Here is a 21,454-nt window from a genome sequence, read left to right on the forward strand (position 1 = left end):
TCGAACCCGCACAGCTTAGGGGGTCTGACGCCGGATGTTCCGATTCGGTTCGATCATCTCCCGTACGGCGTCCGCGGTCGTGGCCGGTTTGATGCCAAAGGCAACAATTGCCGCGGTGCTGTCGAGGACGAACGGACGGCGCCATTGGTACTGCGTTTCGACGGACGCGCGAGCGGTCTTGTCGACGAGTCCGGCCAGTCGCAGGACGAACGAAGGCATCGACGAGATGCGGGCCGGCGTCGTACCGGCGAGCTCTGCGGTCAGGGTCGCCAGCGCGCGCATCGACAGCGGTTCCGGGCTCGGTACATGCCATGCCCGACCCCACGCGGTCTGGTCGTCCGCGACGGCAATCAGCGTCCGCGCGACATCGCCGACGTACGTCCAACTGTGCGGGGCGTCGAGGTCGGCCGGTACCGAAGCCGCCTTACCTGCAAGGAGTTTGGGCAGGACAAGCACACTGTACGGCGAGACTGCGCCGTCCCCGAGGTAGTCGGAGCCACGGACCTCGGCGGTCCGGATTCGACCGGCCTCGTGGGCCGTCAATGCGTCGGTCCACACCTGCGCGCGGACCCTGCCCTTCTCGGTGTTCGGGCGCAGTGGCAGGTCCTCGCGGATCGGGCCGTCCACCTGTCCGTAGCCGTACAGGTTGCCCGTCGTCACCAAGACCGCACCGCTGAGCTCGGCCGCTTTGATCAGCCCCGCGGCGAGCGGCGGCCAGTCCGTCGCCCACTGGTGGTACGCCGGTCCGGCGCACGAGTAGATCGTCGCCGCGCCTTCTGAAATCCGCGCCAGCCCGTCGCCGTCCGTTGCGTCGGCCGCCACTCCCTCGATGCCTTCCGGAGCGCCGCCTCGCCTACTGATGAGCTTGACGTGATCCCCACGCTCCACCAGCAGCCGCGCTACCGCCGTACCGACTGCTCCACCACCGACAACCACCTGCAACGCCATATCTCCCAACCTACTGGCGTCGCGGGTCTGGGCTGTTGTGGATCAGGTGATCACTGTGCGTCAATTGACCTCCGACTGCTGTGAGGATCTTCATGGACAGCTTGGTTCTGCAGACCGTCATCGGACTCGTCTTCGCCTTCGCGGCCTTCTCCGCGCTGGTCTCCGTGCTGACCGAGGCGGTCGCGCGCTACATCGGGCTGCGCGGCGAGTACCTGCTGCGGGGGATCCGGTCGCTCGTCGACGGCAAGAGCGACTTCGCGCTACGCCTGCCCGACCTGGTACGTCGTACGTCGCTGGAGCCCGTCGTCAAGCCGGGCGAACCGGCGCAGCCGATGGTGACGCAGATCGTCGAGCAGCCGATGGTCTCCCGATCTGCCAACAGGGGCGCGGCTCCGGCGAACGCGGGCAACGCCAAACTGAGCGTCAAGGATCGGCGCAGCCTCCCGTCGTACGTCTCCGGCCGTTCGTTCGCGCGGGCGCTGATCGGGGTGCTCGTGCCGGATTCCACCGGTGCGACGACGCTCGACGAGGTCCGGACGAAGATCAATGCGCTCGAACCCACGAACCCGCTCAAGCAGCCGCTGCTCGGTCTGCTCGCCGAGGCGGGGACGGACCTGACGAAGCTCCGCGCCGGCATCGAGGAGTGGTACGACGACCACATGGCGCGCGTCTCCGGTTGGTACAAGCGTCACGTCCGGTGGATCTCGCTCGCCCTCGCGTCGATCGTCGTCGTCATCTTCAACGTGAACGTCGTCGAACTGACCCGCTCGCTCTACACCGACGAGGCACTCCGTGGTGCGGTCGTCGCCCAGGCCACCGTCAACTCGAACTGTTCTGGAAGCCCGGCCGAGTGCCTCGACGACCTCCGCCAGCAGATCCGCGACGTCCGTGCCTCCGGCCTCCCGGTCGGTTGGGGAGTCACCGCCACCTGCACTCTCCCGGATGCCTCCTGCAACTGGTTCGAACGCCACGGCCTCGCTGGTGTGAGCGACATCTTGCTCACTCTCGTCGGTTGGTTGCTGATGGCACTCGCAACGTTGCCTGGAGCCCGTTTCTGGTTCGACGCCCTCTCCCGTCTCGGTAGCCTCCGTTCGAGTGGGCCGAAACCACGCGCGTCCTAAGCCTTTGGTCTTAGCGCAAAGACGTCTTCCGTCCGATGTGTACGGCCGGTCCACATCCCTAGCTTGGGATCATGAACCGGACAATCAGAAGTGTCGTGCTTGGCGCCGCAGTGGGCTTGCTGGCAGTCAGTCCTGCTTACGCGATGACAGGCGGTACGCCGGCGCGCAGCGCGGACGCGCCATGGATGGTGGGGATCGCCAACGTCGCGGACAAGCCAGGTGAGCCCTATCTGCAGCGGTACCGGTGCGGCGGCGTACTCGTCTCGCCGACGCGCGTGCTGACCGCGGGGCACTGTCTGGACTACGCGGCGACTGGCGATGTCGAGTTCCACATCGGCAGTCGAATTGTGCAGGCGAAGGCGTTCTCGACCCATCCCGGCTACCGGATGATGAGTTCGACCGTTGACCCGAACAACCCGCAGGCAGAGGTCGCGGTCAACGACCTGACGATCGTGGAGCTGGCACGGCCGGTACGAGGGGTTCGGCCGTTGCCCTTGGCTCGGGAGGCGTTGCAGCCGGGGGCCACCTTGACGGTCTTCGGGCATGGGATCACCGCGCCGCCTGGGCCGGGAACGACGTACAGCGAAGCCTTGCTGAAGGCCGACCTGAAGGTGCAGAGCCCGTCGGTGTGTGCGGCCGAGGACAAGTCAGGCGCTGCCAGCGACCCGTCGGTCCTGTGTGCTCAGGCGCCCGCTATGAACGTCTGTCCGGGGGACAGCGGTGGTCCGGTGGTGGCGCGAGAGCACGGCCGGCTCGTCCTCGCCGGTCTGGTCAGCTCCGGCGGCGAGATCGTCGGCAAGGAATGCGTTCAGGGCGCTATCAACGAGTTCACGAACATCCCGGCGCTCCGGCACTTCGCTGCGCAACCGCACCCGGTGTGGGCGCCGCGGCTAAGCGGTCCGCTGACGCTCGAGGGCACGCCGGCAGTCGGTCAGTCCCTGACCTGTCCTGTCCCGCGGTGGCTGAATCCCAAGCCTAGTAAGGCGATCGAGTACGACTGGGTGCACCGCAAGACCGGTAGCGACGACTGGTACTTCGAGATCGACGGTGCCAAGGCTGCGACGTTCACAGTGACCAACGCGCAGTCCGGCGAGGACGTCCGCTGCATGGTCTTCGCCGAGAACAAGGGCGGGCACACCGAATACCTCTCGGACCCGGTGCCCGTCCGCTGAGTCAGGGCAGGGCGCGGCGAAGCCGGAGTTCGTCACGGATCACCGGCGGCACCGGCAGGGCGTAGCCCTCGAGTGCGGTGGTGTACGCGACGAGTGCAGTGGTGAGGCGGTCGCCGTTGGAGCGCAGTCCGCCACCCGGCGGCCGCGTCGCCCGCCCGAGCCGCTCGGCCACCCGTGCTGACACGACAGCGGCGTACAGGTGGGCGAGGTCGTGGTCGGCGTTCGAGCGCCGGCAGACGTCGCCGAATTCGGTCAGTGATCGGGTAGTCATCAGTCCTCGCCTCTCGAAGCTCACTGCTTGGACGCCTCAACACCAGCGAGGAGGAATTGCGCAGGCACCTGGTTGTCGTCCGAGCTGGCCTGCTCCAGCGCCAGCTCGGCCACGTCCTCCGGCGTACCGGGTGGGACGGTCAGCAGATCGAGGCGCCAGCCGTACGAATCGCGCATCGCGATCAGCAGGTTGAGCGGCTGGGTCGTGAAGTACCCCATCGTCACCACGCGCCCGGAGACACCCAGTCGCGCCGGGTGCGAACTCCAGGACGGCCGGTGCAGCAGCAGTCGCGTGACGATCCCGTCACCGAGCTCGTCGAGCGCCATGATCAACCCGGGCAGCTCCGCCACCGGGTCGTCCGACCGCGGCCACCAGCCACCGTTCAGCGGCAGATCCTTGGTGGCAGACTCCCGCAGCCGCAGCCGCGGCGTCGACGGCTCGGTCTCGAATCCTGCTACTCGTGACACCGACTGGAACCCACTCACGACGCGGTGATGGAATCGAACGGAACCTTCATGGCGCATCCCTAGGGGTGGCCGGGCACAACCGGCACCACACGTTCGATGTCGTCGATCCGGATACCCCCACCCTACGCCCTCACCGCTACCCCGCCGCCGATCGCGCGTGCCACCGCCGTCGCCACGGGCCTGGGTCGCGAGCGCGGCAGTCGACGGGGTCTGAAGATGTGTGCTAATTTCTGAACGTGCCTTCAGAAAATGAGACGTTCATTGAAGCGGCCCGGCGGGCGCAGCTGACGGACTGTGCCGCGGGGGTGATCGCGGAAGTCGGCCTGGGCAAGGCGTCGATGGCGCGGATCGCCGAACGGGCCGGGGTCAGCGTCGGCGTGATCTCGTACCACTTCGGCAACAAGGCCGGCCTGATCGCCGCGGTGATGACGGACGCGGCGCAGGCCGCGGTCGCGATGATGGAGCCGCTCATCGTGGCCCAGTCGAGCGCCACGCTCGGGCTGCGGGCGCTGATCACCAGCAACCTCGAGTTCATGCGGCTGCACCCCGAGCGGTTGCGCGCGATGCTCGAGATCATCCAGCACGACAACGGCCTGTACGCCGAGCAGGGCGCGCAGGCGATCACCGACGTCCAGAAGGTCCTGCACTGGGGGCAGCAGACGGGGGAGTTCGGCGACTTCGACACCCGCGTCGTGGCCACCTCGATCAGGGCCGCGATCGACGCCGTACCGGCGATGCTCGGCCACGTCGAAGACCTCGATCTCACCGCCTACGGCGAGCAGCTCGCCGATCTCTTCGAGCGGGCCACGCGAAAGGAAACGCGCTGACATGCAAGCTTTGGAGCTGACCGGACTCGGCAAGATGTTCGGTGCGCAGAAGGCGGTCGACGACCTCAGTCTGACCGTCCCACAGGGCTCGTTCTTCGGTCTGCTCGGCCCGAACGGCGCCGGGAAGACCACCTCGCTGTCGATGGCGGTCGGCCTGCTGCGTCCTGACACCGGTACGGCGAAGATCTTCGGGGTTGACGTCTGGGCCGACCCGCTCGAGGCGAAGGGCCTGGTCGGCGTCCTACCGGACGGGTTGGGTCTGCCCGAGCGGTTGACCGGCCGCGAGGTACTGACCTACCTCGGCCTGCTGCGCGGTCTTCCGGCGGCGGATGTCAACGCCCGTACGGCGGAACTCCTCGACGTACTGGAGCTTGCCGACGAGGATGACAAGCAGGTGATCGGCTACTCCACCGGGATGCGCAAGAAGCTGGGTCTGGCTGTCGCGCTGCTGCATGCGCCTCGGCTGCTTGTGCTCGACGAGCCCTTCGAGGCCGTCGATCCGGTGTCGGCGGCAACGATCCGGACCATCCTGAACAGGTTCATCGCCGGCGGGGGCTCCGTGGTGATGTCGAGCCACGTGATGGCGCTGGTCGAGCAGCTGTGCGATCGGGTCGCGGTCGTCGCCTCCGGCCGGGTAGTTGCCTCGGGCACCGTTTCCGACGTACAGGCCGGTGGCAGTCTCGAGGACGCGTTCGTCTCGCTGGTCGGGGCATCGACGCGGGGCGCGGAGGGGTTGGCATGGCTCTCGCACTGACGTATGGGACCTCGCAGACGCTGGTCCGGATGCGCCTGGCCGCACTGCGGCATTCGCTGCGTGACAACGCCAGAGTCTCCTGGCTGGTCGGCGGTGCGTTCCTCGGGCTCGTGCTGGCTGGGGCGACGATCTGGGCCGCTTTTCAGGGTGACGTCGATGTCGTGGCGGTCGCCATTGCAGTCTGGATGCTCGGCTGGATCGTCGGCCCGCTGTTCCTCGGTGGTGGCGACGAGACGCTGAAGGTCGAGTACTTCGCCATGGTGCCGCTGCCGTCGCGCACGCTGGCCGGCGGGCTGCTCGCGGCCGCTCTCGCCGGTGTGGCGCCTGCGGTGAGTTTGGTGGCGCTGCTGTGCCTGATCGTGGTGGGTGGACAGCTGTCTGTCGGCGCGGCCCTGATTGCTCTGCCTGCGGTGGTGTTGCAGCTCCTGAGCTTCGTGCTGGCGTCCCGGCTCGCTGTTGCGATCTATGGCGTGCTTCTGCGGTTCCGGATCGGCGCGGTCTTCGCTGCGCTCGTCAACGCCTTCATCCTCGCCTTCGCTGCTCAGGGCTGGGCTCTGATCGCAGCCTTCGTCAGCACCGACGTGCAGGGCGTCATCTCGCACGCAGCGCGGCTCGCGCCGTCCGGCTGGGGCCTGGCTGCTGTGGAGGCTGCTGGTCGCGGCGACTGGTTGCAGGCCGTTGGTGTGCTGCTTGGGCTTGCCCTGCTGAGTGCGCTCATGTTCGTCGCCTGGTCTGCCTTGCTGGTACGGCGAACCACGGCCACTCGCGTGGGGGTACGCCCTCGCCGACGGTTGCAGGCTAGTGATGCCCGTGGAGCTGCGGCTGCCAAGGAGCTGCGCACCTGGACACGTGACCTCCTCTACGGCCACCGCGCTATCTTCTCGATCGCGTATGGTCTGCTCTTCTGCCTGATGCCGCTCGCGATCGGCTGGAAGGGCATGGCTCCCTGGGCCGGCGCAGCAGCTGTCGTCATGGCCGGCGCCATGTTCGCCAACCTGTACGGCGCTGACGGCACCGCCTTCTGGCTGACCCTGATGACGCCCGGCTCGGCGCGCGTGGACATCCGCGCACGGCAACGTGCCTTCCTGCTGGTGCTGGCACCGCCGGCCCTCGTGATCACTGTGCTGCTCACCTGGTGGTCCGGTGCGGCCGCATGGCCCGTCGTACTCAGCGTCGTACCGGCTCTGCTCGGCGGGGCGTCCGGCCTGATCGTTCTCGCCTCGGTCTTTGTGCCCGTGCCGACCACTGACGCCCACAAGCGCTCCGGCAACACGCTCGACTCCGGCGAGAACGAGGGCGAGACCATGGGCCTCGTCTACGTGATGCTCGTCCTCGTCGCCCTCACTGGTGGTCCGGCGCTCGCTGTGGCGCTCACGTGGTCCTGGTGGGGCATTGCCGCCGGCCTGGCGTCCGGCGTACTGGCGTGGTGGTACTTCGGTCGCCTGGCTGCAGCGCGCCTGGAGCGGCGCGGGCCGGAGTTGCTCACCCTGCTGCGGCACGGTCGATCCACTGGTGGTGGGCAGGCCACCATGGCGAGCAAGCTCGACCGCATCCCCAAGTGGCGCCGCACAGTCGCCGGTCTCTGCCTCGGCTTCGGTGCAGTCCCGCTCATCCCGCAGGCCGTCGTACCGGCGGTGTTCAAGTTGAACGGCGTCGACACGAAGTCGTGGTTCCTAGCGCTTCACCTCGGCTCCTCGTGGCAGTGGCCGGTCATCGCTCTGATGGCACTGCTCGGCCTCAGCATGTACGCCTTCGGCGGCCTCACCTACTGGCGAGCCGCCAAGCTGAAGGGACTGCCTGAACTCAGTCCGGGCGGCCTTTCAGCCGACGGTTGAGCGCACGCTCGGTCTCTCGGGTCGCCTCGCGTTCGGCGAGCGCATGCCGCTTGTCCCAGGTCTTCTTGCCGCGCGCGAGGGCGATCTCGACCTTCGCGCGACCGTCCTTGAAGTAGAGCTTCACCGGGACGATCGTCAGTCCGCTCTCGTTGACCTTGCGCTCGATCTTGTCGATCTGGGCGCGGTGCAGGAGCAGCTTCCGCTTGCGCCGCGAGCCCCCTTCGAACCAGCGCGCCTGCGAGTACTGCGGGATGTGCACACCGTGCAGCCAGATCTCGCGGGCCTCGATCTGGGCGAAGCCGCCGACCAAGGACGCCCGCCCGGCGCGCAGGCCTTTGACCTCCATGCCCTGCAGCACGATCCCGGCCTCCCAGGACTCACCCAGTTCGTACTCGTGGGCAGCCTTCCGGTTGCGCGCGATCACAGGGTCGGTCTCGGGCTTCTTCACAGTCCGATTCTCGCACTCAGCGGTGTTCGAGCGTGCCCAACGGCCAGCTCGATTGCAGCCACTCGACCAGCGTGGCGTGCAACGTGCCGTCGAGCTCGGCGCGATCGGCGGTCACCCAGGTCCGCAGTACGGCGTCGTACTCGGGCTTCTTCGACGGGTAGAGGTAGACGCACCCGATGACATCGCCCGTCTCGGGATCTAGGACCGTGTAGGTGAACCCGCGCCGCACGGCGAAGTCGTCGGCATGCCGTTGCAGATCAGCGAGATTCGCCTCCAGCGTCATCCCCTCCACCGGCGGCCACTTGCCGAATCCCGTCGTACCGCGGATGTGTTCGATGCTCCCCGTCCACGCGGCATGATCCGCACCATTGTGCTGAGGTCCCAACGGCTCAAGCCGAAACCCCGGCCCGACGAACTCGGTCGGTACGTCGAAATCATCCGGAACCAATGCACCCTCAGCCATGCGCTCACTCTACGAGAGGCCTTGAACGTGCTTGCTACCTTGGGTGATTCCCTCCTAGCCGACAATGACTGAAGGGTTCTCCTCATGGGCATCTTCGACTCGCTCAAGGACAAGGCGACCGAGCTCCTCTCCGGCGCCACCGACAAGGTCACCGAGGCCACCGGCCTCGACCTCTCCGGCGCCACCGACAAACTCGCCGAAACCACCGGCGTCGACCTCACCGCCGCCACCGACCAAGCCACCCAAGCCACCGAAGGCCTAACCGAAGCCGCCCAAGGCCAAGCCGACACCTTCGGCGACCAGGTCACCGAAGCCACCGGCATCGACCTCCCCACCGAAAACCTCACCGACCAAGCCACCGAAAAGTTCGGCGAAGCCACCGGTCGTTGAGTCAATGGCGCAACGAAACCTCGGCTGAAGTCCTGCTTCAGCCGAGGTGTCAGGCGAGCAAAGCCTGCAGGCACTCACGCGCCGCAGTCCGCCGAGCGGCTCGCCACTCGGGGCTCTGCTGCCAGTAGTAGTGGCTCTCCGTCTCGGGTGCCAGGGCAACGATGTCGAATGCGGTCAGTGCCAGGTGGACCTGCTCCCAACTCGGCAGCGGCACCGACCGATGTTGGGCGTACGTCGTCCAGAGGTGGTGACGGAGCTCGCCGTACGAGCCCTCGGCGGCCCAAGTTGCGCTGTCCCACTGGCTGCACGTGAAGTCGACCAGGGGAGACACCACACCTCCGAAGCCCCAGTCGAGAATCCCGGTCAAGGTCCCGGACTCGTCGAGCAGCAGGTGATCCTCGTACAGATCGCCGTGGGCAAGGACCGGTTCCATGGTGTCGACAACTTCGAGGGCTTCGCGCAAGGTCCGCTCACCTGCCGGGCCAACGAAGGCTGCGACCGATTCGGTGAGGCGTTCCGTCCCGCCCAGTTCGCGGAGAGGCGTGTAGCAGTCGGTCGCCGTCGGTGGTGCCGACGGTGGTTCCGACCAGGCGTTGGCCCAGAGGGATCGCGGGACGGTCTCGGGACCGACGTCATGGCACGCCGCAAGCGCCGTACCGAGCTGTCCCGCCAGCATTCGCAGACGTTCGGGTGACAGGTCACCGGGCACGGTGCCCCGGAGCCGAGTCACGGCGAAGAACGGGTACGGCGAGATCGCGGGCTCGTCCCAGCGGCCGAGCAGCCTCGGGACGAATGGATGATCGATCGCTGCGTAGACATCGCATTCGCGCTCGAGCTGCCCGACGATCGTGTGGTTGCGAGGAAACAGAAAGGCGCGGTCGTCGGCGAGGAGCACATGCTTCGTGGCTCCCTCGAAGCGCGGCTCGATGGGCCCCTCTACCTCGCAGAGGTCCCTGAATCGCCTGAGCTGCGTTGAGACGAGGACAGCGCCGACGGCTGTTGCGTCATCCATGTCGTGCGATGGTATCGGCCTTACGGTGCCTGGGTGGTCGCCTGCTCACCACCGGTGCGCCTGACTTCGGTCTGGATCTGCGTCACCGTCTAAGTGGTTGGTGGGCGGTTGGAGGCGGGCGTGTTGAGCGTGAATCGGCCGAGCTGCGTGGAGTTGGTGGGTGGTGGCGGTCCGCTTGGAGCATGCCGTCTGCATGGGGGTGCGGACCTGCGCCACTCATCAACCCGCTCCTGGGACGTCCGGGCGGTACGCGCTGAGCGTGAGTCAGGTGTGCCGCGCAGAGTTAGTGAGTGGTGGCGGTCCGCCGTGCTGGCATCGGTCACTCGAGACCGACGTCAGGCCGTACGGTGACCGGGTGGAGACGTCGCCTGCTCATCAGCGTGCCGTGGTCGTTGCGACTCGGGCGCTTGGGGGTGAGGCTGGTGCCTTTGAGCCGCAGCGGACGTGGGGGCCGACGGTTGTGGTCAAGGTTGTGTTGCGTGATGGACTGACAGCCTTCCTCAAGGCGGGTGCGAATCAGAACGTCCACACCGAAGCCGCCGTGATCGGCCTGGCGCGTGCGGGCGGCGTACCGGTGGTGGATGTTCTTGCGACGGGCTTTGACGATCAGCTGCCCGGCGGTCGGTGGATGATCACGCGCGCTGCTCGTGGGCAAACACTTGCGGATGTTGGCTTGGGTGCGCCGACGATCGCGCGGAGCCTTGCCGACCTTGCCTTGCACTACACGCGACTTCACGAGACCACGCTGCCGGGTCGCGGGTCGATCGCGCCTGATGGTTCCCGGGCGACGCTCGCCAGTTGGTCGCAGTGGCAACGGCAGGTCATGGAAGAAGCCCTTGCCACGCTGACGCAGCGAAACGATGTCAGTGCCTCGTTTGGTGAGCGGGCTAGGCGTTTGGCGGAGGAGTTCGCGGCGGATCTCGACCGTGCGCCGGCGGCGCTGCTGCATGCTGATCTGGGAGACCGCGAGGTCTACGTCGACCCGTCTAGCGGCGAGGTGACCGCCCTGGTGGATTGGGGTGCTGCCCTGGTTGGAGATCCGCTCTACGACCTGGCGCGCTTCGTTGGTGGTGGGCCTGCCGACGATCCCCGGCCGGCTCAGCTCAATCCTGTACTGCGGGATCGGTACTTCGCACGTGGTCCACAAGACCCCGCGCACGCGGAGCGCATGCTGCTCTTCTACCGCTTCCACATCTGCATCGTCGAAGCCGCCTGGGAACCAACCTGGGCACCAGCTCACACCGCCTGGGCCGACAAGCTCATGGCGGACCTCAGCAGGTGAGTAGTGATTGCAAGAAGGTGCAAAACGGCCCACGGGCAGGCGTTCCGACGTTAATCTCGGAACCACTTCGCCGCCCGACGAAAGGCCATCATGCGTCGCCTCGGAATTGCCATCGCCACCACTGCCCTGCTCGCCTCCACAGTGCCCGCGGCGGCCACGCCGTCCGGCATTCTGATCAGCCACGCCTCGGTCAAGGGTGCCGCAGCAACGTTCGACGGATGGGGACCCGACCTCATCATCGAAGACACCGCGTGCGATGACGATTCCGTGTATGCGAACTGGTACACCCCGGACAACGGTGGAGACATCATCAAACTGAAGTCCAGTCGTGGTTGCGGTACCAGCGAGAGCGAGACGCTGCCGATTCCTCGTAAGGTCCAGACCACGATCAAGTACCGCGCTTGTGTGGACAAGTCCTGGCCGACCGCCGACCTTTGCTCGGCCTGGGTCACCGACGTCGGTTACAAGCCCTAACCCGAACCACGAACACGGTGTGGTCCCGGCCACCGCGCTGGTGAGCATCGATGGCCGGCGGTCGTGCGGGCCGCTGCCTGCGACTTGCCCGTGTCGCACGGGCACTGAGCTGTCGGATACGCTGTTCCACGCCTTGGGCCCCCGTAGCTCAGGGGATAGAGCAGTGGTTTCCTAAACCATGTGCCGCAGGTTCGAATCCTGCCGGGGGCACCAACGCGGTGGCACTGCCACTCGAGCCTCTGTCCGAGCTATCTCGGCTGAGGTCAGCCGGTGAGGGCTCGAACTCCTAGGTGGCCGGTGATGGAGGCGTAGCGCTCGGCGTAGAGGGTGGTGCAGCGGGAGGAGGCGCAGCCGGCGCCGGCGAAGGCTACGCCGCGGATGGTGGCGGTGGTGGAGCTGGGGCGGCTGTAGACGGGGCCGCCGGAGTCGCCGCCCATGATGGCGATGGCGCCGCCGCGGGTGGCGCGGATGACGTAGGTGGTGCAGCCGTCGACGTCGCAGTACTTGGCGGAGGTGGAGCGGACGGTGAGGCCGCAGAGCGAGGTGCTGAAGCTGCCGGACTGGCAGACGACGGTGCCTACGCCGGGGTCGGCGCCGCCGGTGACGGTGCGCTTGGCGGCGGCGTCGCCGGGACCGTCGGTCCAGATCTTGGCGCCGTAGGTGCTGCCCATCAGCAGGGACTGGTCGTAGTCGGGGTAGTTGGTGCGGACCGCGGTGGTGCCGTAGAAGTTCGGTCCGGACTTCCAGTTGGTGCCGACGCCGCCGCAGTGGCCAGCGGTGACGGAGCCGCGCTTGCCGTCGGAACGGCGGACGACGGAGAAGCCGGCCGAGCAGTTCTTGGAGGAGGACGAGATACGGGCACCACCCCAGTGACCGCCCTTCGGGGTGTCACTGAGTCGGGAGGTGCGCTCGAGACCACCTGCAGTTGCTTGTACGCCGGTCAGTCCGCTCAAGCCGTCGACGGATTCGGTGGAGGTGCTGGCCTGGTCGTACTCGACCTGGATGTTCTCGCTCACCGGATCGAGGTCGGCGGCGAAGGTGGTGCGCTTCGCGTCGTTGGACCAGGCGCGGGCTCCGACCGTGTTCCAGCTGTCGGCGATCGCCTTGGCCGAGCGGCAGCTGCGTTCCAGGCCGACCATCTGCTTACCGGCGGCCGGCATGTGCTTGGCGAGGGCAGCGCCGTACTTCTTCTCGTCCAGCACGTTCGTGTCGACGACGACCTTGTACCCGGTCGACGCCGTACCGATCACGCCGATGACGCCCTGGCTCAGCCCGAACGGCAGCCCGGACTTCGGGCGGCCGGTCGCGTCGAGGGGTTCCAGCGAGCGGACGGCGACGCCGAGGCCCTCACCCATGGTCTCGCCGAGCGGGCGCGGATCCGACGACGAGGTCGGCTGCGAGAGCCGCTTCGCCGCGGTGGCGCTGACGCTCGGGCCGGCGTGCGAACAGGCTGCTTCCGCAGCCTGTGGAGGCCCCGAGGCAGTGGCCGTGAGGCCGACTGCGAAGAGTGAGACTGAGCCAAGGGCCAGCAGAGGGACGGTGGCTGAGAGTCGCACAGGGCTCCTTCATCGGTGGACGACCTCGGTCAATCGTCCGCGCAGAGACTCCGCTCAGTCAATAGGTGATCACCGTCCGCAAGCAAATTTGACTACCCTGCGCGAGCGTATCTGGCAAGCTCGTGACCGTCCGCCGCAGTGAAGGTGAGCGTGTCCCCGGCGACCTCGATCCGCTTGGCGGACTGCAGGACACCGGTGTGCGGAACGTTGTCGCAGCCGATCATGTGCTGCGGACCGATCTTCGCGGCGAACTCACCGCGCTGACCGATCGTGAACGTCCCCTGCAGCGGGTTGCAGCCGTCCGAACCGGACCAGGTGCCGTCGGCCTTGAAGACCAGCACCGGGTCGTCGGACCGGGGTGCCTTCAGCGACTTCACCCCGGTGATCTGGGTGGCTCGCCAGGTACCGGCCACGGTCTTGGCCGACATCGGCTGGACCGCGGTCGTCGTCGGGACTGTGCTCTGGGGGGCCACGCCGCCGGCAACCGGTGGTTGCTCCGGTGTGTTGCCGCCGGTGAGAGCAAAGCCCGTGACGGCGACCGCGGCGACTGCGACCGCCGCGGCCCCGGAGACGATCCAGGTACGGCGGCGGGCCTGACGCGCTCCGGTCGCGGCCCGGTCGGACAGACCGGTCGCCTGCGGCACGGAGGCGGCGGCGCGGTCCAGCGTCCCGCGCAGCTCATCCTCGAGATCGGTGTTACTCACGACAACCTCTCATCAACACGGTTGGACTGTCTGGCCTTCGGGGGAATGACCAGCCGGAGGGTCGCCAGCCCGCGGCTGGCCGTCGCCCGGACGGAGGACGGTTTGATGCCGAGCAGGTCGGCGATCGTGCGGTCGTCCAGGTCCTGGTAGTAGCGCAGCACCAGAACGACCCTCTCCCGCGCCGACAACTCCTGCAGGGCATGCCAGAGGTCGTCGGAATCCACGATGCCGGTGGCCGGGTCGGGCACCGTGTGGTGCGGCTCGACCTCGGCGGTCGGCGCCTCGGTGAAGGAACGCCGGCGCGTCATCGCCAGGTACTCGTTGACCAGGATCCGGCGCACGTAGTGATGCGGATCGTCGGCCTTGCGGACCTTGCGCCAGGACCGGAACGCCTGCAGCAGCGCGGTCTGGGCCAGGTCCTCGGCTCGTTGGTAATCGCCCGAGACGGTGAAACCGAGCCGCACCAATTCCTGTCCGCGCGCGGACACGTACTCCTCGAACTCCACTCGCCACTCCCCGGCTGGGCGTACAACACCTCACATCTATTAGATGCACCGAGGTGCCCGATGTGCTGCAGAGGTTGCCGCACAGTCTGATCTCACCGTGCTGAGACGTGGACCGTGCTGAGCTCACCGGACGGCCCAGACCGGGGTGAACCGGTCTGGGCCGCGGTGTGACCTGGTCCGGACGGCTTCGGGGGGCGCGTCCGGCGCCAGGTCAGCGCAGGCCGAGCGACTTGATCAGCTCGGGGGTCGCCTGCCGCGGCGCCGGCAGGGCGCCGGGCTTGCCCTGGCCCTCCAGCGAGGTCGCGACCAGGCGGTGGCAGCCGAAGGCCTCCACCGTGACAGACAGAACTCCGCGGTCGTTGTCGGTGAACCGCAGGACGTAGGTCGGGCCGAGCTCCTTGGTGCAGAAGGCCGGCTTCTTCGCGACCGGCTTGGCCGCGTTCACCAGGGCGAACAGGTCGGTCGCCTGGGCCGCCGTGCGCTTGGTCGTCACGTTGGCGTAGACCGCGCCGGTCGCACCGGCGTCGTACTGGCAGATGGTCACCGAGACCGGCTGGAACAGCGACTTGGCCGGTCCGGTTCCCCAGGCGACCTTGTCGGTCGCGGTCTTGACCGACGCGATGGTCTCGGGGCAGTCCATGCTGGGCGTGCTGCTCGGGCTCGGCGTCGTGCTGGGGGTACTGCTCGGGGTATCGGTCGGGTTCGCGGTGGGCTGGGCGGCGGGCGGTGGCGAGGCATTCTCGGAACCGCAGGCGGCGGTCATCCCGAGAACTGCCACGACGAGCGTCGCACCGATCAGGCCCCGTGTCCGTAATGCACTCACGACTGGGTCCTTCCGGTTGGCAAGGCCCCCCATGATGGTCGACCGGAGTCTCATAGCGCGTGCCAAACCATCACGGCGGCGCGTCGTTCCGGTCACGCCTGCGGATCGTGCGGCAACCGAGGCCGACCTGTAACGCGCACGCGCTGTACGCGATTGCCGACTAATATGCTGTCCCGTGGGCCGCAACGACAAGAGATCCGGTACGGCGCAGCGCGAGCGCGAGGAATGGCAGCTCGGTATCGACTGGGCGCGCTGGCTGCTGGCCGGGAACCATCCGCAACCGTTGACCATCTACGGTCTCGTCCTCGAACCGGGCGAGGTCCCCTACCTGAACACGGTCGCGCACTATGCCCGGCTGTACCGGGGGAGTGGCCGCTACACCACGAGTGGCGGGTTCATCATCGGCCACCCGGCGCTGGTGGTCGGCGCGCTGGCGGCCAACGCTGCCGTCAACGCGAGCCGGAAGGCCGCCGCGAAGCGCAACACCGAGCTGATGTGGCGAGACCTGCAAGAGGTTCCCACCGTCGCGACCAACTACCGGATCCTGTGTCAGCTGCCGGGTCGTGGCTGGCTGAGCTTCTACTACAGCGCGGTGCAGGAGTTCTATCCCGATCCCGCGAACTGGCGGATCACGATGGCCTTCCAGAACGCCGAGCCGTTGCAGCTCGCCGGTCTGGCGATGCCGACGCTGTCCGTGCTGTCGGCCTGGAACGTGCTCGGAAGCGACCGCTGGCATGGTGAACCGGGAATCCAGCCGCTGCTCCAGGCCGCCGTCGCCCCGCAGATCGACCCGAACGCCGTCCAGGGTGAGGTCGTTTCGGACCAGCCTCGTGAACTCGGCACCGGAGAGCCCCGCCAGCTCGGTAACCTGGAACCATGACAAGCCCGTACGAGGACGACGAGCCGGTGCTGCCCGACCAGACCCGCGACGACGACCCGCGGAGCTGGGGCGAGAACGACCCCGGCAGCGATGACGACGAGCGCATCCTGCGCGAGGTTCCACCGCACCACGGATGAGCACCACCGTCCTGCTCGTCCACGGCGGTCTCTGGGACCCGATGGACGCGCAGAAGTTCTGGGATACGCCGGGCATCACCGCCGGACTGACGGCCGCCGGTCTGACCGTGCTCGCCCCGGACCGCGCGAGGCTGCCGAACGACTGGGGCGTCGAGGTCGACGCCCTCGGTGAACTACTGGCGAAGCGCACCGAACCGCTGACGATCATCGGCGCATCCAACGGATGCACAGTTGCTGCTCGCCTGACATTGGTCTACCCCGATCTCGTCGACCGCCTGGTCCTCGCGTGGCCCGCAACCGCCGGCGACGCCGGCGTGGACACGCTCACCCGAGCCGGTCTCCTAGGCCGTGGATGCGCACCCGAGGACGCCGACCGGCTCCTGGCCGGCGACACCTTGCGCGGTACGACGGACGCCGGGCTGGCGGATCTGGCCCGGATCCCGGTCGCCGTTCTGCCGTCGCTGATGGAGAACCCGATGCATCAGCGCAGGACGGTCGACGCCCTGCTGGGGCTGGTCCAGGGAAGCCGGGAGCTGTCCGGCTACCCGGAACCACCGCGCCCCGACTTCCCGCCGTACCTGGACGAATTCGTGCGGACGATCGTGGAGTTCGTGAACTAGGAACGCTGACGCAGCGAGTCGCGAATCTCGGTCAGCAGTTGCTGGTCCGTGGTCAGCGGCTCGTCGTCCGGTGCCGGCTCCTCGCCCCGCTTGCGACGTTCGGCCAGCTTGTTCAACGGGAACACGATGAAGAAGTAGACGGCCGCAGCGACGAACAGGAAACTGAGCAGCTCGTTCAGGATGAGGCCGATGTGGAACTTGCCCTTGCCGATCTCGAAGTTCCCGACGCCGCCCAGGTCGGGCTGACCGAAGATCGCCGCAACCAGTGGGTTGATGAAGTTCTTGACGATGGCGTCGATGATCTTGCCGAACGCGGCGCCGATGACGACCGCGACCGCGAGGTCGACGACGTTCCCGCGCATGACGAATTCTTTGAAGCCCTTGAGCATTGGAGTGCCTCCACGAAGCGGGGTGTTGTACTCCGGTCAACGTAGAACCGCGCCACTGGTCACGCGAGGGACCGCGCCGCAGACGATCAACTCGTGTCCGGAGTCAGCGCGACGCTGATCCTCGAATTCGTTGTGGCCTGGGCCAGTCTGCCGGCCACCGCGGGCGAGACGCCCACGACGATCAGCGCGCCGGCAGTCGACCGTGAAGCCGGCAGCGCAATCACCCGTACGGCGTGGGCCACGAGCCCGGCCGAGGCAGTCGGCGTACTGGTTCCGGCGTACAGGTCGAGTCGATCGCCGACCCGGAGCAAGGCGCTGATCTCGGCGTCACCGATGCGGAACGGATAAGCGACCGACCCCGATGGAACTAGTCCAGGACCGAGAAACCGGGCGTCGGTGAGTGGTTCGCCGGATCTGACCGGGCCACTCAGCACACGCATGGCGACGTCGGCGCCAGGTTTCAGCACTCCCGAGGGAATGGCGTCGGCGGGTAGCTCGAGCGAACGGAGGTCGGCCGGAGTTGGCACGACGCCGCCGGACAGATCGCGTGCTGCGGCGAGCACCGTGACTGTCGGGGGAGGAGCGGGGGCAAGGGACGTGAGGCCGAAGTAGACGGCGGCCGCGGCGGCGACGCCGGCGAGGAGACGGCGGTGCCAGCGAGCGGCTCGGGAGAGGTCGCGGAGGAACGAAAGGCTTGTCATGCCAGAGAAAGTACGAGTTTCTCCGGCCCTGCTCTCAGTTATCCACAGCCCAAAATCAGGCGGCGCTGGTCGAGCTGGAGGAGCTGCCCTTGCTCGAGGAGTCCGAGGACTTCGACGACGACCCGGAGTCCGAGGACGAGGACGTCGAGGACGAAGAGGACTCCGACTTGCTCGACGACGAGGCCGACTCCGACTTGGCCGGGACCGAGCTCGTGCTCGTGGAGCGGCTGTCGTTGCGGTAGAAACCGGAACCCTTGAAGACAACACCCACCGCGTTGAAGACCTTACGCAGCGTGCCCTGGCAGTTCGGGCAGACGGTCAGCGCGTCGTCGGTGAAGCTCTGCCGCACCTCGAGCGCCTCACCGCAGTCGGTGCACTGGTACTGGTACGTGGGCACGGTTGGTTCCCTTCAGGCCGGCTGGCACTCCTGCTACTCGACTGCTAATAATGCGTCAGCGCCCCGAAGTATTCCAAACTTCCCGCTCAACTCCGCCCCGCAGCCTGCTCCGGACGCAGAGCAACGCAAAGTTCACCGGGACCCCATTTGGGCCCAGGGTCCGCATTCTCTACGGTTGGGTCCGTGCGTCGCCTGCTTCGAGCCGTCATCATCTGCGGTATCGCGCTCGCCACGGTCCTCGTGGTGATCGCCGGTACTGCTGTCTTCGTCGTCCGCCACTCGTTCCCCTCCTACGACGGGAACATCGAGCTGGCGGGTCTGGACGCCGACGTCGAGGTGGTCCGCGACTCCAACGGGATCCCGCAGATCTACGCCTCCGACCCGTCCGACCTGTTCGCCGCGCAGGGCTATGTCGCCGCGCAGGACCGGTTCTTCGAGATGGACTTCCGCCGGCACGTCACCGCGGGCCGGCTGAGTGAGCTGTTCGGCAAGGACGCGCTGGAGACGGACAAGTTCGTCCGGACGATGGGCTGGCGCCGGGTCGCGGAGAAGGAGCTCGGGCTGGTCAGCCCGACCACCCGGCAGTACCTGGACGACTACGCCCGCGGTGTGAACGCCTACCTCGACAAGCACAGCGGCTCCGGCCTCAGCCTGGAGTACGCCGTACTGGGTCTGGACCCCAACGGCCGGCGTGACTACCGGCCGGAGCCGTGGACCGCGGCCGACTCGATGGCGTGGCTGAAGGCGATGGCCTGGGACCTCGGCGGCAACATGGACGAGGAGATCAACCGCACCCGGCTGCTGGCCACCCTCCCCTCGAAGAGCGTCGACAGCCTCTACCCGGCGTATCCGTACGACCGGAACGAGCCGATCATCGCGACGGCCTCGGTCGGCGCGGACGGCAAGTTCAGCTCCGCTCCGCCGGCCGGTAACGAGCTGCGGCGCGGCATGCTGACCACGGACCTGCTGAAGTCGCTGGACTCGGTGGACAAGGTCGCCAAGGGCCTGCCGCAGCTGCTCGGCCAGGGCAACGGCATCGGCTCGAACTCCTGGGTCGTGTCCGGTGACCACACCGAGAGCGGCAAGCCGCTGCTGGCCAACGACCCGCATCTCGGCGCGACCATGCCGGGCGTCTGGACGCAGGTCGGCCTGCACTGCACCAACCTCGGCCGCACCTGCCCGTACGACGTCTCCGGCTTCAGCTTCTCCGGACTCCCCGGCGTGGTGATCGGCCACAACAACGCGATCTCTTGGGGCTTCACCAACCTCGACCCCGATGTCCAGGACCTCTACCTGGAGCGGATCGAGGGGAACAATGTCCTCTACAACAACCGCTGGAAGCCGCTCACCACTCGTGAGGAGACCTTCCAGGTCGCAGGCCAGGACGAGCCGGTGAAGATCACCGTGCGCGAGTCCCGGCACGGGCCGATCGTCTCCGACGTCGGCGCCGACGAGCGCGCGACCGGTGAGCTGGCCGCCAGACGGGACAAGGCCGACAAGGCGTACGGCGTCGCTCTGCAGTGGACCGCGCTCCGGCCGGGCAAGACCGCCGACGCGCTGTTCGCGATCAACCGCGCCCAGAACTGGACCCAGTTCCGCGATGCGGCCCAGCTGTTCGAGGTCCCCTCGCAGAACCTGATCTACGCCGACACCGAAGGCCACATCGGCTACCAGGCGCCCGGTCTGGTCCCGATCCGCAAGGTGGCGAGCGGGAAGTGGCCCGTGGCCGGCTGGGACCCCAGGAACGACTGGAACGGGTACATCCCGTTCAAGGCGATGCCGACCGAGTTCGACCCGGCCGACGGCATCATCGTCACCGCGAACCAGGCCGTCGTACCGAAGACCTATCCGTACTTCCTGAGCGACAGCTGGGACTACGGCTACCGGTCGCAGGAGATCCTGAATCGGATCAAGGAGGCCGGCACTCTCGACGCGGCCAAGATGGCGTCGATCCAGCTGGACACCAAGAACCCGGCCGCCGAGATGCTGATGCCGTCGCTGCTCAGGATCGGGATCAACGATGCGTTCGAGCGGCAGGGCCAGGACACGCTGCGGGGCTGGGACTTCACGCAGCCGGCCGACTCGGCACCGGCGGCGTACTTCAACGTCGTGTGGCGCAATCTGCTCGCGCTGACGTTCCACGACCAGATGCCGAAGGACGCCTGGCCGGACGGCGGCTCCCGCTGGATCGAGGTCATGCGCACCCTGCTCAACCAGCCCAACAACAGCTGGTGGGACGACCTGCGGACCCCGCAGGTGGAGAGCCGCGACGACATCCTCCGGCAGGCTCTGATCGACGCCCGGACCGAGATCACCAAGAAGATGGCTCGCGAGCCGGCGAACTGGCGCTGGGGTCAGCTGCACAAGCTCACGCTGACCAACCAGACGCTGGGCGAGTCCGGCATCGGTGCGGTCGAGAAGCTCTTCAATCGCGGTCCGTACGAGCTCGGTGGTGGCGCGTCGATGGTGGACGCGACCTCGTGGGACGCATCGGTGGGCTACGAGGTGACCTCGGCGCCGTCGATGCGGATGGTGGTCGACCTGTCCGACTTCGACAAGTCGCGCTGGATCAGCCTGACCGGTGTCTCAGGGCACGCGTTCTCGACGAACTACACCGACCAGACCGAGCTGTGGGCGAAGGGCGAGACCCTGCCGTGGGCGTTCACCCGCGGTGCGGTCGAGGCCAAGCGCAAGCACACGCTGACCCTTACGGGTAAGCCGGAGCGCTAACCGACCGGGATCAGTCCGGTCGGTGTGAGCGCTGCGTGAACCAGGTGGTCATGCGGATCGGACGGTAGCGAGTCGACGACTTCGGAGTCGTAGACGGCCGCCCAGATCGGCGTACCGGGTGCTACTCGGGTGAGTGCCCGGTCGTAGGAGCCACCACCACGACCAAGCCGTACGCCGTCCTGTGCGACCGCGAGCGCTGGGCAGATGACCAGGTCGGCGGTGCTGATCGCATCCGAGCCCAGATCGGTCCGGGGCTCGGACAGTCCGAGGCGTCCGGGGACCAGGTCGGCCGCTCCGGGAGCGACGCCCCAGCCGAGGTCGTTGTCGGCGTACAGGATCGGTAGCAGCACCTCATGGTCGCCGGCGAGCAGCCAGTCGATCAGTGCGCCGGTCTGAGGCTCCGGGCCCATCGAGACGTACAGGGCGATCCGCCGTGCGTTCTGCACGATCGGCAGGGAGCGGGCGCCTCGCAGCAGGTCCTCCGCGGGCCTCGCTGCGCGGGCGGTGAGGAAGTGCTGCCGCGCTACGGCCTTCGACGCGAACACGC

At 67.5% G+C, this 21,454-nt stretch carries 26 protein-coding genes and 1 tRNA gene; 13 read left to right on the forward strand and 14 right to left on the reverse strand.

Annotation, left to right across the window (positions count from 1 at the left end; all coding sequences use genetic code 11):
• Positions 1-15: 15 nt before the first annotated feature.
• Entirely contained in the window at positions 16-948 is a 933-nt protein-coding gene (locus tag ACIA49_RS11875) for an NAD-dependent epimerase/dehydratase family protein (RefSeq protein WP_396377101.1), read from the reverse strand.
• Between the two features lie 92 nt (positions 949-1,040).
• On the opposite strand from ACIA49_RS11875, the gene ACIA49_RS11880 reads away from it, so the two are divergent.
• Both ACIA49_RS11880 and ACIA49_RS11885 read left to right on the forward strand, forming a co-directional pair.
• A complete protein-coding gene (locus tag ACIA49_RS11880) occupies positions 1,041-2,069 on the forward strand; it encodes a hypothetical protein (protein WP_396377102.1) in 1,029 nt (342 codons plus the stop codon).
• A gap of 71 nt (positions 2,070-2,140) precedes the next feature.
• Positions 2,141-3,241, forward strand: coding sequence for a S1 family peptidase (locus tag ACIA49_RS11885; protein WP_396377103.1), 1,101 nt, complete (start codon positions 2,141-2,143; stop codon positions 3,239-3,241).
• Between the two features lies 1 nt (position 3,242).
• Here the strand turns inward: ACIA49_RS11885 and ACIA49_RS11890 are convergent, their stop codons facing one another.
• Both ACIA49_RS11890 and ACIA49_RS11895 read right to left on the reverse strand, forming a co-directional pair.
• On the reverse strand, positions 3,243-3,512 hold the full coding sequence (locus ACIA49_RS11890) for a hypothetical protein (protein WP_396377104.1): 270 nt from the start codon (positions 3,510-3,512) through the stop codon (positions 3,243-3,245).
• A gap of 20 nt (positions 3,513-3,532) precedes the next feature.
• Positions 3,533-3,979, reverse strand: coding sequence for a DUF5994 family protein (locus ACIA49_RS11895; RefSeq protein ID WP_396377105.1), 447 nt, complete (start codon positions 3,977-3,979; stop codon positions 3,533-3,535).
• A gap of 236 nt (positions 3,980-4,215) precedes the next feature.
• Here ACIA49_RS11895 and ACIA49_RS11900 point away from each other — a divergent pair, with 236 nt between their 5' ends.
• From ACIA49_RS11900 to ACIA49_RS11910, 3 genes are read left to right on the forward strand one after another with little or no spacing between them, the layout of a single operon-like run.
• Complete coding sequence (locus ACIA49_RS11900) at positions 4,216-4,806, forward strand: TetR/AcrR family transcriptional regulator (protein WP_396377106.1); 591 nt, start codon at positions 4,216-4,218, stop codon at positions 4,804-4,806.
• 1 nt (position 4,807) lies between these two features.
• The gene (locus tag ACIA49_RS11905) at positions 4,808-5,560 is read left to right on the forward strand and encodes an ABC transporter ATP-binding protein (protein WP_396377107.1); all 753 of its coding nucleotides are present in this window, start codon (positions 4,808-4,810) and stop codon (positions 5,558-5,560) included.
• Complete coding sequence (locus tag ACIA49_RS11910) at positions 5,545-7,395, forward strand: hypothetical protein (RefSeq protein WP_396377108.1); 1,851 nt, start codon at positions 5,545-5,547, stop codon at positions 7,393-7,395. Before ACIA49_RS11905 ends, ACIA49_RS11910 begins: the two co-directional genes overlap by 16 nt.
• Here the strand turns inward: ACIA49_RS11910 and smpB are convergent.
• Entirely contained in the window at positions 7,364-7,843 is a 480-nt protein-coding gene (gene smpB, locus ACIA49_RS11915; protein ID WP_396377109.1) for an SsrA-binding protein SmpB, read from the reverse strand. The two genes, ACIA49_RS11910 and smpB, sit on opposite strands and share 32 nt — an antisense overlap.
• A gap of 16 nt (positions 7,844-7,859) precedes the next feature.
• Complete coding sequence (locus ACIA49_RS11920) at positions 7,860-8,306, reverse strand: hypothetical protein (protein ID WP_396377110.1); 447 nt, start codon at positions 8,304-8,306, stop codon at positions 7,860-7,862.
• 84 nt (positions 8,307-8,390) lie between these two features.
• Between ACIA49_RS11920 and ACIA49_RS11925 the strand changes: the two genes are divergently transcribed.
• Complete coding sequence (locus tag ACIA49_RS11925; RefSeq protein ID WP_396377111.1) at positions 8,391-8,696, forward strand: hypothetical protein; 306 nt, start codon at positions 8,391-8,393, stop codon at positions 8,694-8,696.
• A gap of 49 nt (positions 8,697-8,745) precedes the next feature.
• Here ACIA49_RS11925 and ACIA49_RS11930 read toward each other — a convergent pair whose 3' ends face one another.
• Positions 8,746-9,708, reverse strand: a complete 963-nt coding sequence (locus tag ACIA49_RS11930) for a phosphotransferase family protein (RefSeq protein WP_396377112.1) — start codon at positions 9,706-9,708, stop codon at positions 8,746-8,748.
• A 460-nt stretch (positions 9,709-10,168) separates the two neighbouring features.
• On the opposite strand from ACIA49_RS11930, the gene ACIA49_RS11935 reads away from it, so the two are divergent.
• The 3 genes from ACIA49_RS11935 (at position 10,169) to ACIA49_RS11945 (ending at position 11,677) form a co-directional block, all read left to right on the forward strand.
• Positions 10,169-10,990, forward strand: a complete 822-nt coding sequence (locus tag ACIA49_RS11935) for a phosphotransferase family protein (protein WP_396377113.1) — start codon at positions 10,169-10,171, stop codon at positions 10,988-10,990.
• Between the two features lie 90 nt (positions 10,991-11,080).
• Complete coding sequence (locus tag ACIA49_RS11940; protein WP_396377114.1) at positions 11,081-11,464, forward strand: hypothetical protein; 384 nt, start codon at positions 11,081-11,083, stop codon at positions 11,462-11,464.
• A gap of 137 nt (positions 11,465-11,601) precedes the next feature.
• Positions 11,602-11,677, forward strand: a tRNA-Arg gene (locus ACIA49_RS11945).
• Between the two features lie 50 nt (positions 11,678-11,727).
• On the opposite strand, the gene ACIA49_RS11950 is transcribed toward ACIA49_RS11945, so the two are convergent.
• The 4 genes from ACIA49_RS11950 to ACIA49_RS11965 form a co-directional block, all read right to left on the reverse strand.
• Positions 11,728-13,020, reverse strand: a complete 1,293-nt coding sequence (locus tag ACIA49_RS11950; protein WP_396377115.1) for a hypothetical protein — start codon at positions 13,018-13,020, stop codon at positions 11,728-11,730.
• 92 nt (positions 13,021-13,112) lie between these two features.
• On the reverse strand, positions 13,113-13,724 hold the full coding sequence (locus tag ACIA49_RS11955) for an META domain-containing protein (RefSeq protein ID WP_396377116.1): 612 nt from the start codon (positions 13,722-13,724) through the stop codon (positions 13,113-13,115).
• The gene (locus tag ACIA49_RS11960; RefSeq protein WP_396377117.1) at positions 13,721-14,230 is read right to left on the reverse strand and encodes a SigE family RNA polymerase sigma factor; all 510 of its coding nucleotides are present in this window, start codon (positions 14,228-14,230) and stop codon (positions 13,721-13,723) included. Before ACIA49_RS11960 ends, ACIA49_RS11955 begins: the two co-directional genes overlap by 4 nt.
• Before the next feature lie 211 nt (positions 14,231-14,441).
• Positions 14,442-15,053 carry a hypothetical protein gene (locus ACIA49_RS11965; RefSeq protein WP_396377118.1) on the reverse strand — a complete coding sequence of 204 codons (612 nt, stop codon included), beginning with the start codon at positions 15,051-15,053 and terminating at the stop codon, positions 14,442-14,444.
• Between the two features lie 175 nt (positions 15,054-15,228).
• Here ACIA49_RS11965 and ACIA49_RS11970 point away from each other — a divergent pair, with 175 nt between their 5' ends.
• The 3 genes from ACIA49_RS11970 to ACIA49_RS11980 are packed head-to-tail and all read left to right on the forward strand — an operon-like array spanning position 15,229 to position 16,690.
• Positions 15,229-15,933, forward strand: coding sequence for a hypothetical protein (locus ACIA49_RS11970; RefSeq protein WP_391548868.1), 705 nt, complete (start codon positions 15,229-15,231; stop codon positions 15,931-15,933).
• Entirely contained in the window at positions 15,930-16,070 is a 141-nt protein-coding gene (locus ACIA49_RS11975; RefSeq protein ID WP_391548869.1) for a hypothetical protein, read from the forward strand. The genes ACIA49_RS11970 and ACIA49_RS11975 overlap by 4 nt, the downstream gene beginning before the upstream one ends.
• Positions 16,067-16,690 (forward strand): hypothetical protein, encoded by a 624-nt coding sequence (locus ACIA49_RS11980; RefSeq protein ID WP_396377119.1) that lies wholly within the window; start codon positions 16,067-16,069, stop codon positions 16,688-16,690. Before ACIA49_RS11975 ends, ACIA49_RS11980 begins: the two co-directional genes overlap by 4 nt.
• Here the strand turns inward: ACIA49_RS11980 and mscL are convergent.
• The 3 genes from mscL to ACIA49_RS11995 form a co-directional block, all read right to left on the reverse strand.
• On the reverse strand, positions 16,687-17,079 hold the full coding sequence (mscL, locus tag ACIA49_RS11985; protein ID WP_396377120.1) for a large conductance mechanosensitive channel protein MscL: 393 nt from the start codon (positions 17,077-17,079) through the stop codon (positions 16,687-16,689). The two genes, ACIA49_RS11980 and mscL, sit on opposite strands and share 4 nt — an antisense overlap.
• Before the next feature lie 86 nt (positions 17,080-17,165).
• Positions 17,166-17,780: a hypothetical protein gene (locus ACIA49_RS11990; RefSeq protein WP_396377121.1), complete on the reverse strand. Its 615-nt coding sequence runs from the start codon at positions 17,778-17,780 to the stop codon at positions 17,166-17,168.
• A gap of 55 nt (positions 17,781-17,835) precedes the next feature.
• Positions 17,836-18,177, reverse strand: a complete 342-nt coding sequence (locus tag ACIA49_RS11995; protein WP_391548873.1) for an FmdB family zinc ribbon protein — start codon at positions 18,175-18,177, stop codon at positions 17,836-17,838.
• A 183-nt stretch (positions 18,178-18,360) separates the two neighbouring features.
• Here ACIA49_RS11995 and ACIA49_RS12000 point away from each other — a divergent pair, with 183 nt between their 5' ends.
• Positions 18,361-20,907, forward strand: a complete 2,547-nt coding sequence (locus ACIA49_RS12000; RefSeq protein ID WP_396377122.1) for a penicillin acylase family protein — start codon at positions 18,361-18,363, stop codon at positions 20,905-20,907.
• Here ACIA49_RS12000 and ACIA49_RS12005 read toward each other — a convergent pair.
• Positions 20,904-21,452, reverse strand: coding sequence for a 5-formyltetrahydrofolate cyclo-ligase (locus tag ACIA49_RS12005; RefSeq protein ID WP_396377123.1), 549 nt, complete (start codon positions 21,450-21,452; stop codon positions 20,904-20,906). The genes ACIA49_RS12000 and ACIA49_RS12005 overlap by 4 nt on opposite strands.
• Positions 21,453-21,454: the final 2 nt, after the last annotated feature.

Source organism: Kribbella sp. NPDC051587, from assembly GCF_044453945.1.
GTDB lineage: Bacteria > Actinomycetota > Actinomycetes > Propionibacteriales > Kribbellaceae > Kribbella.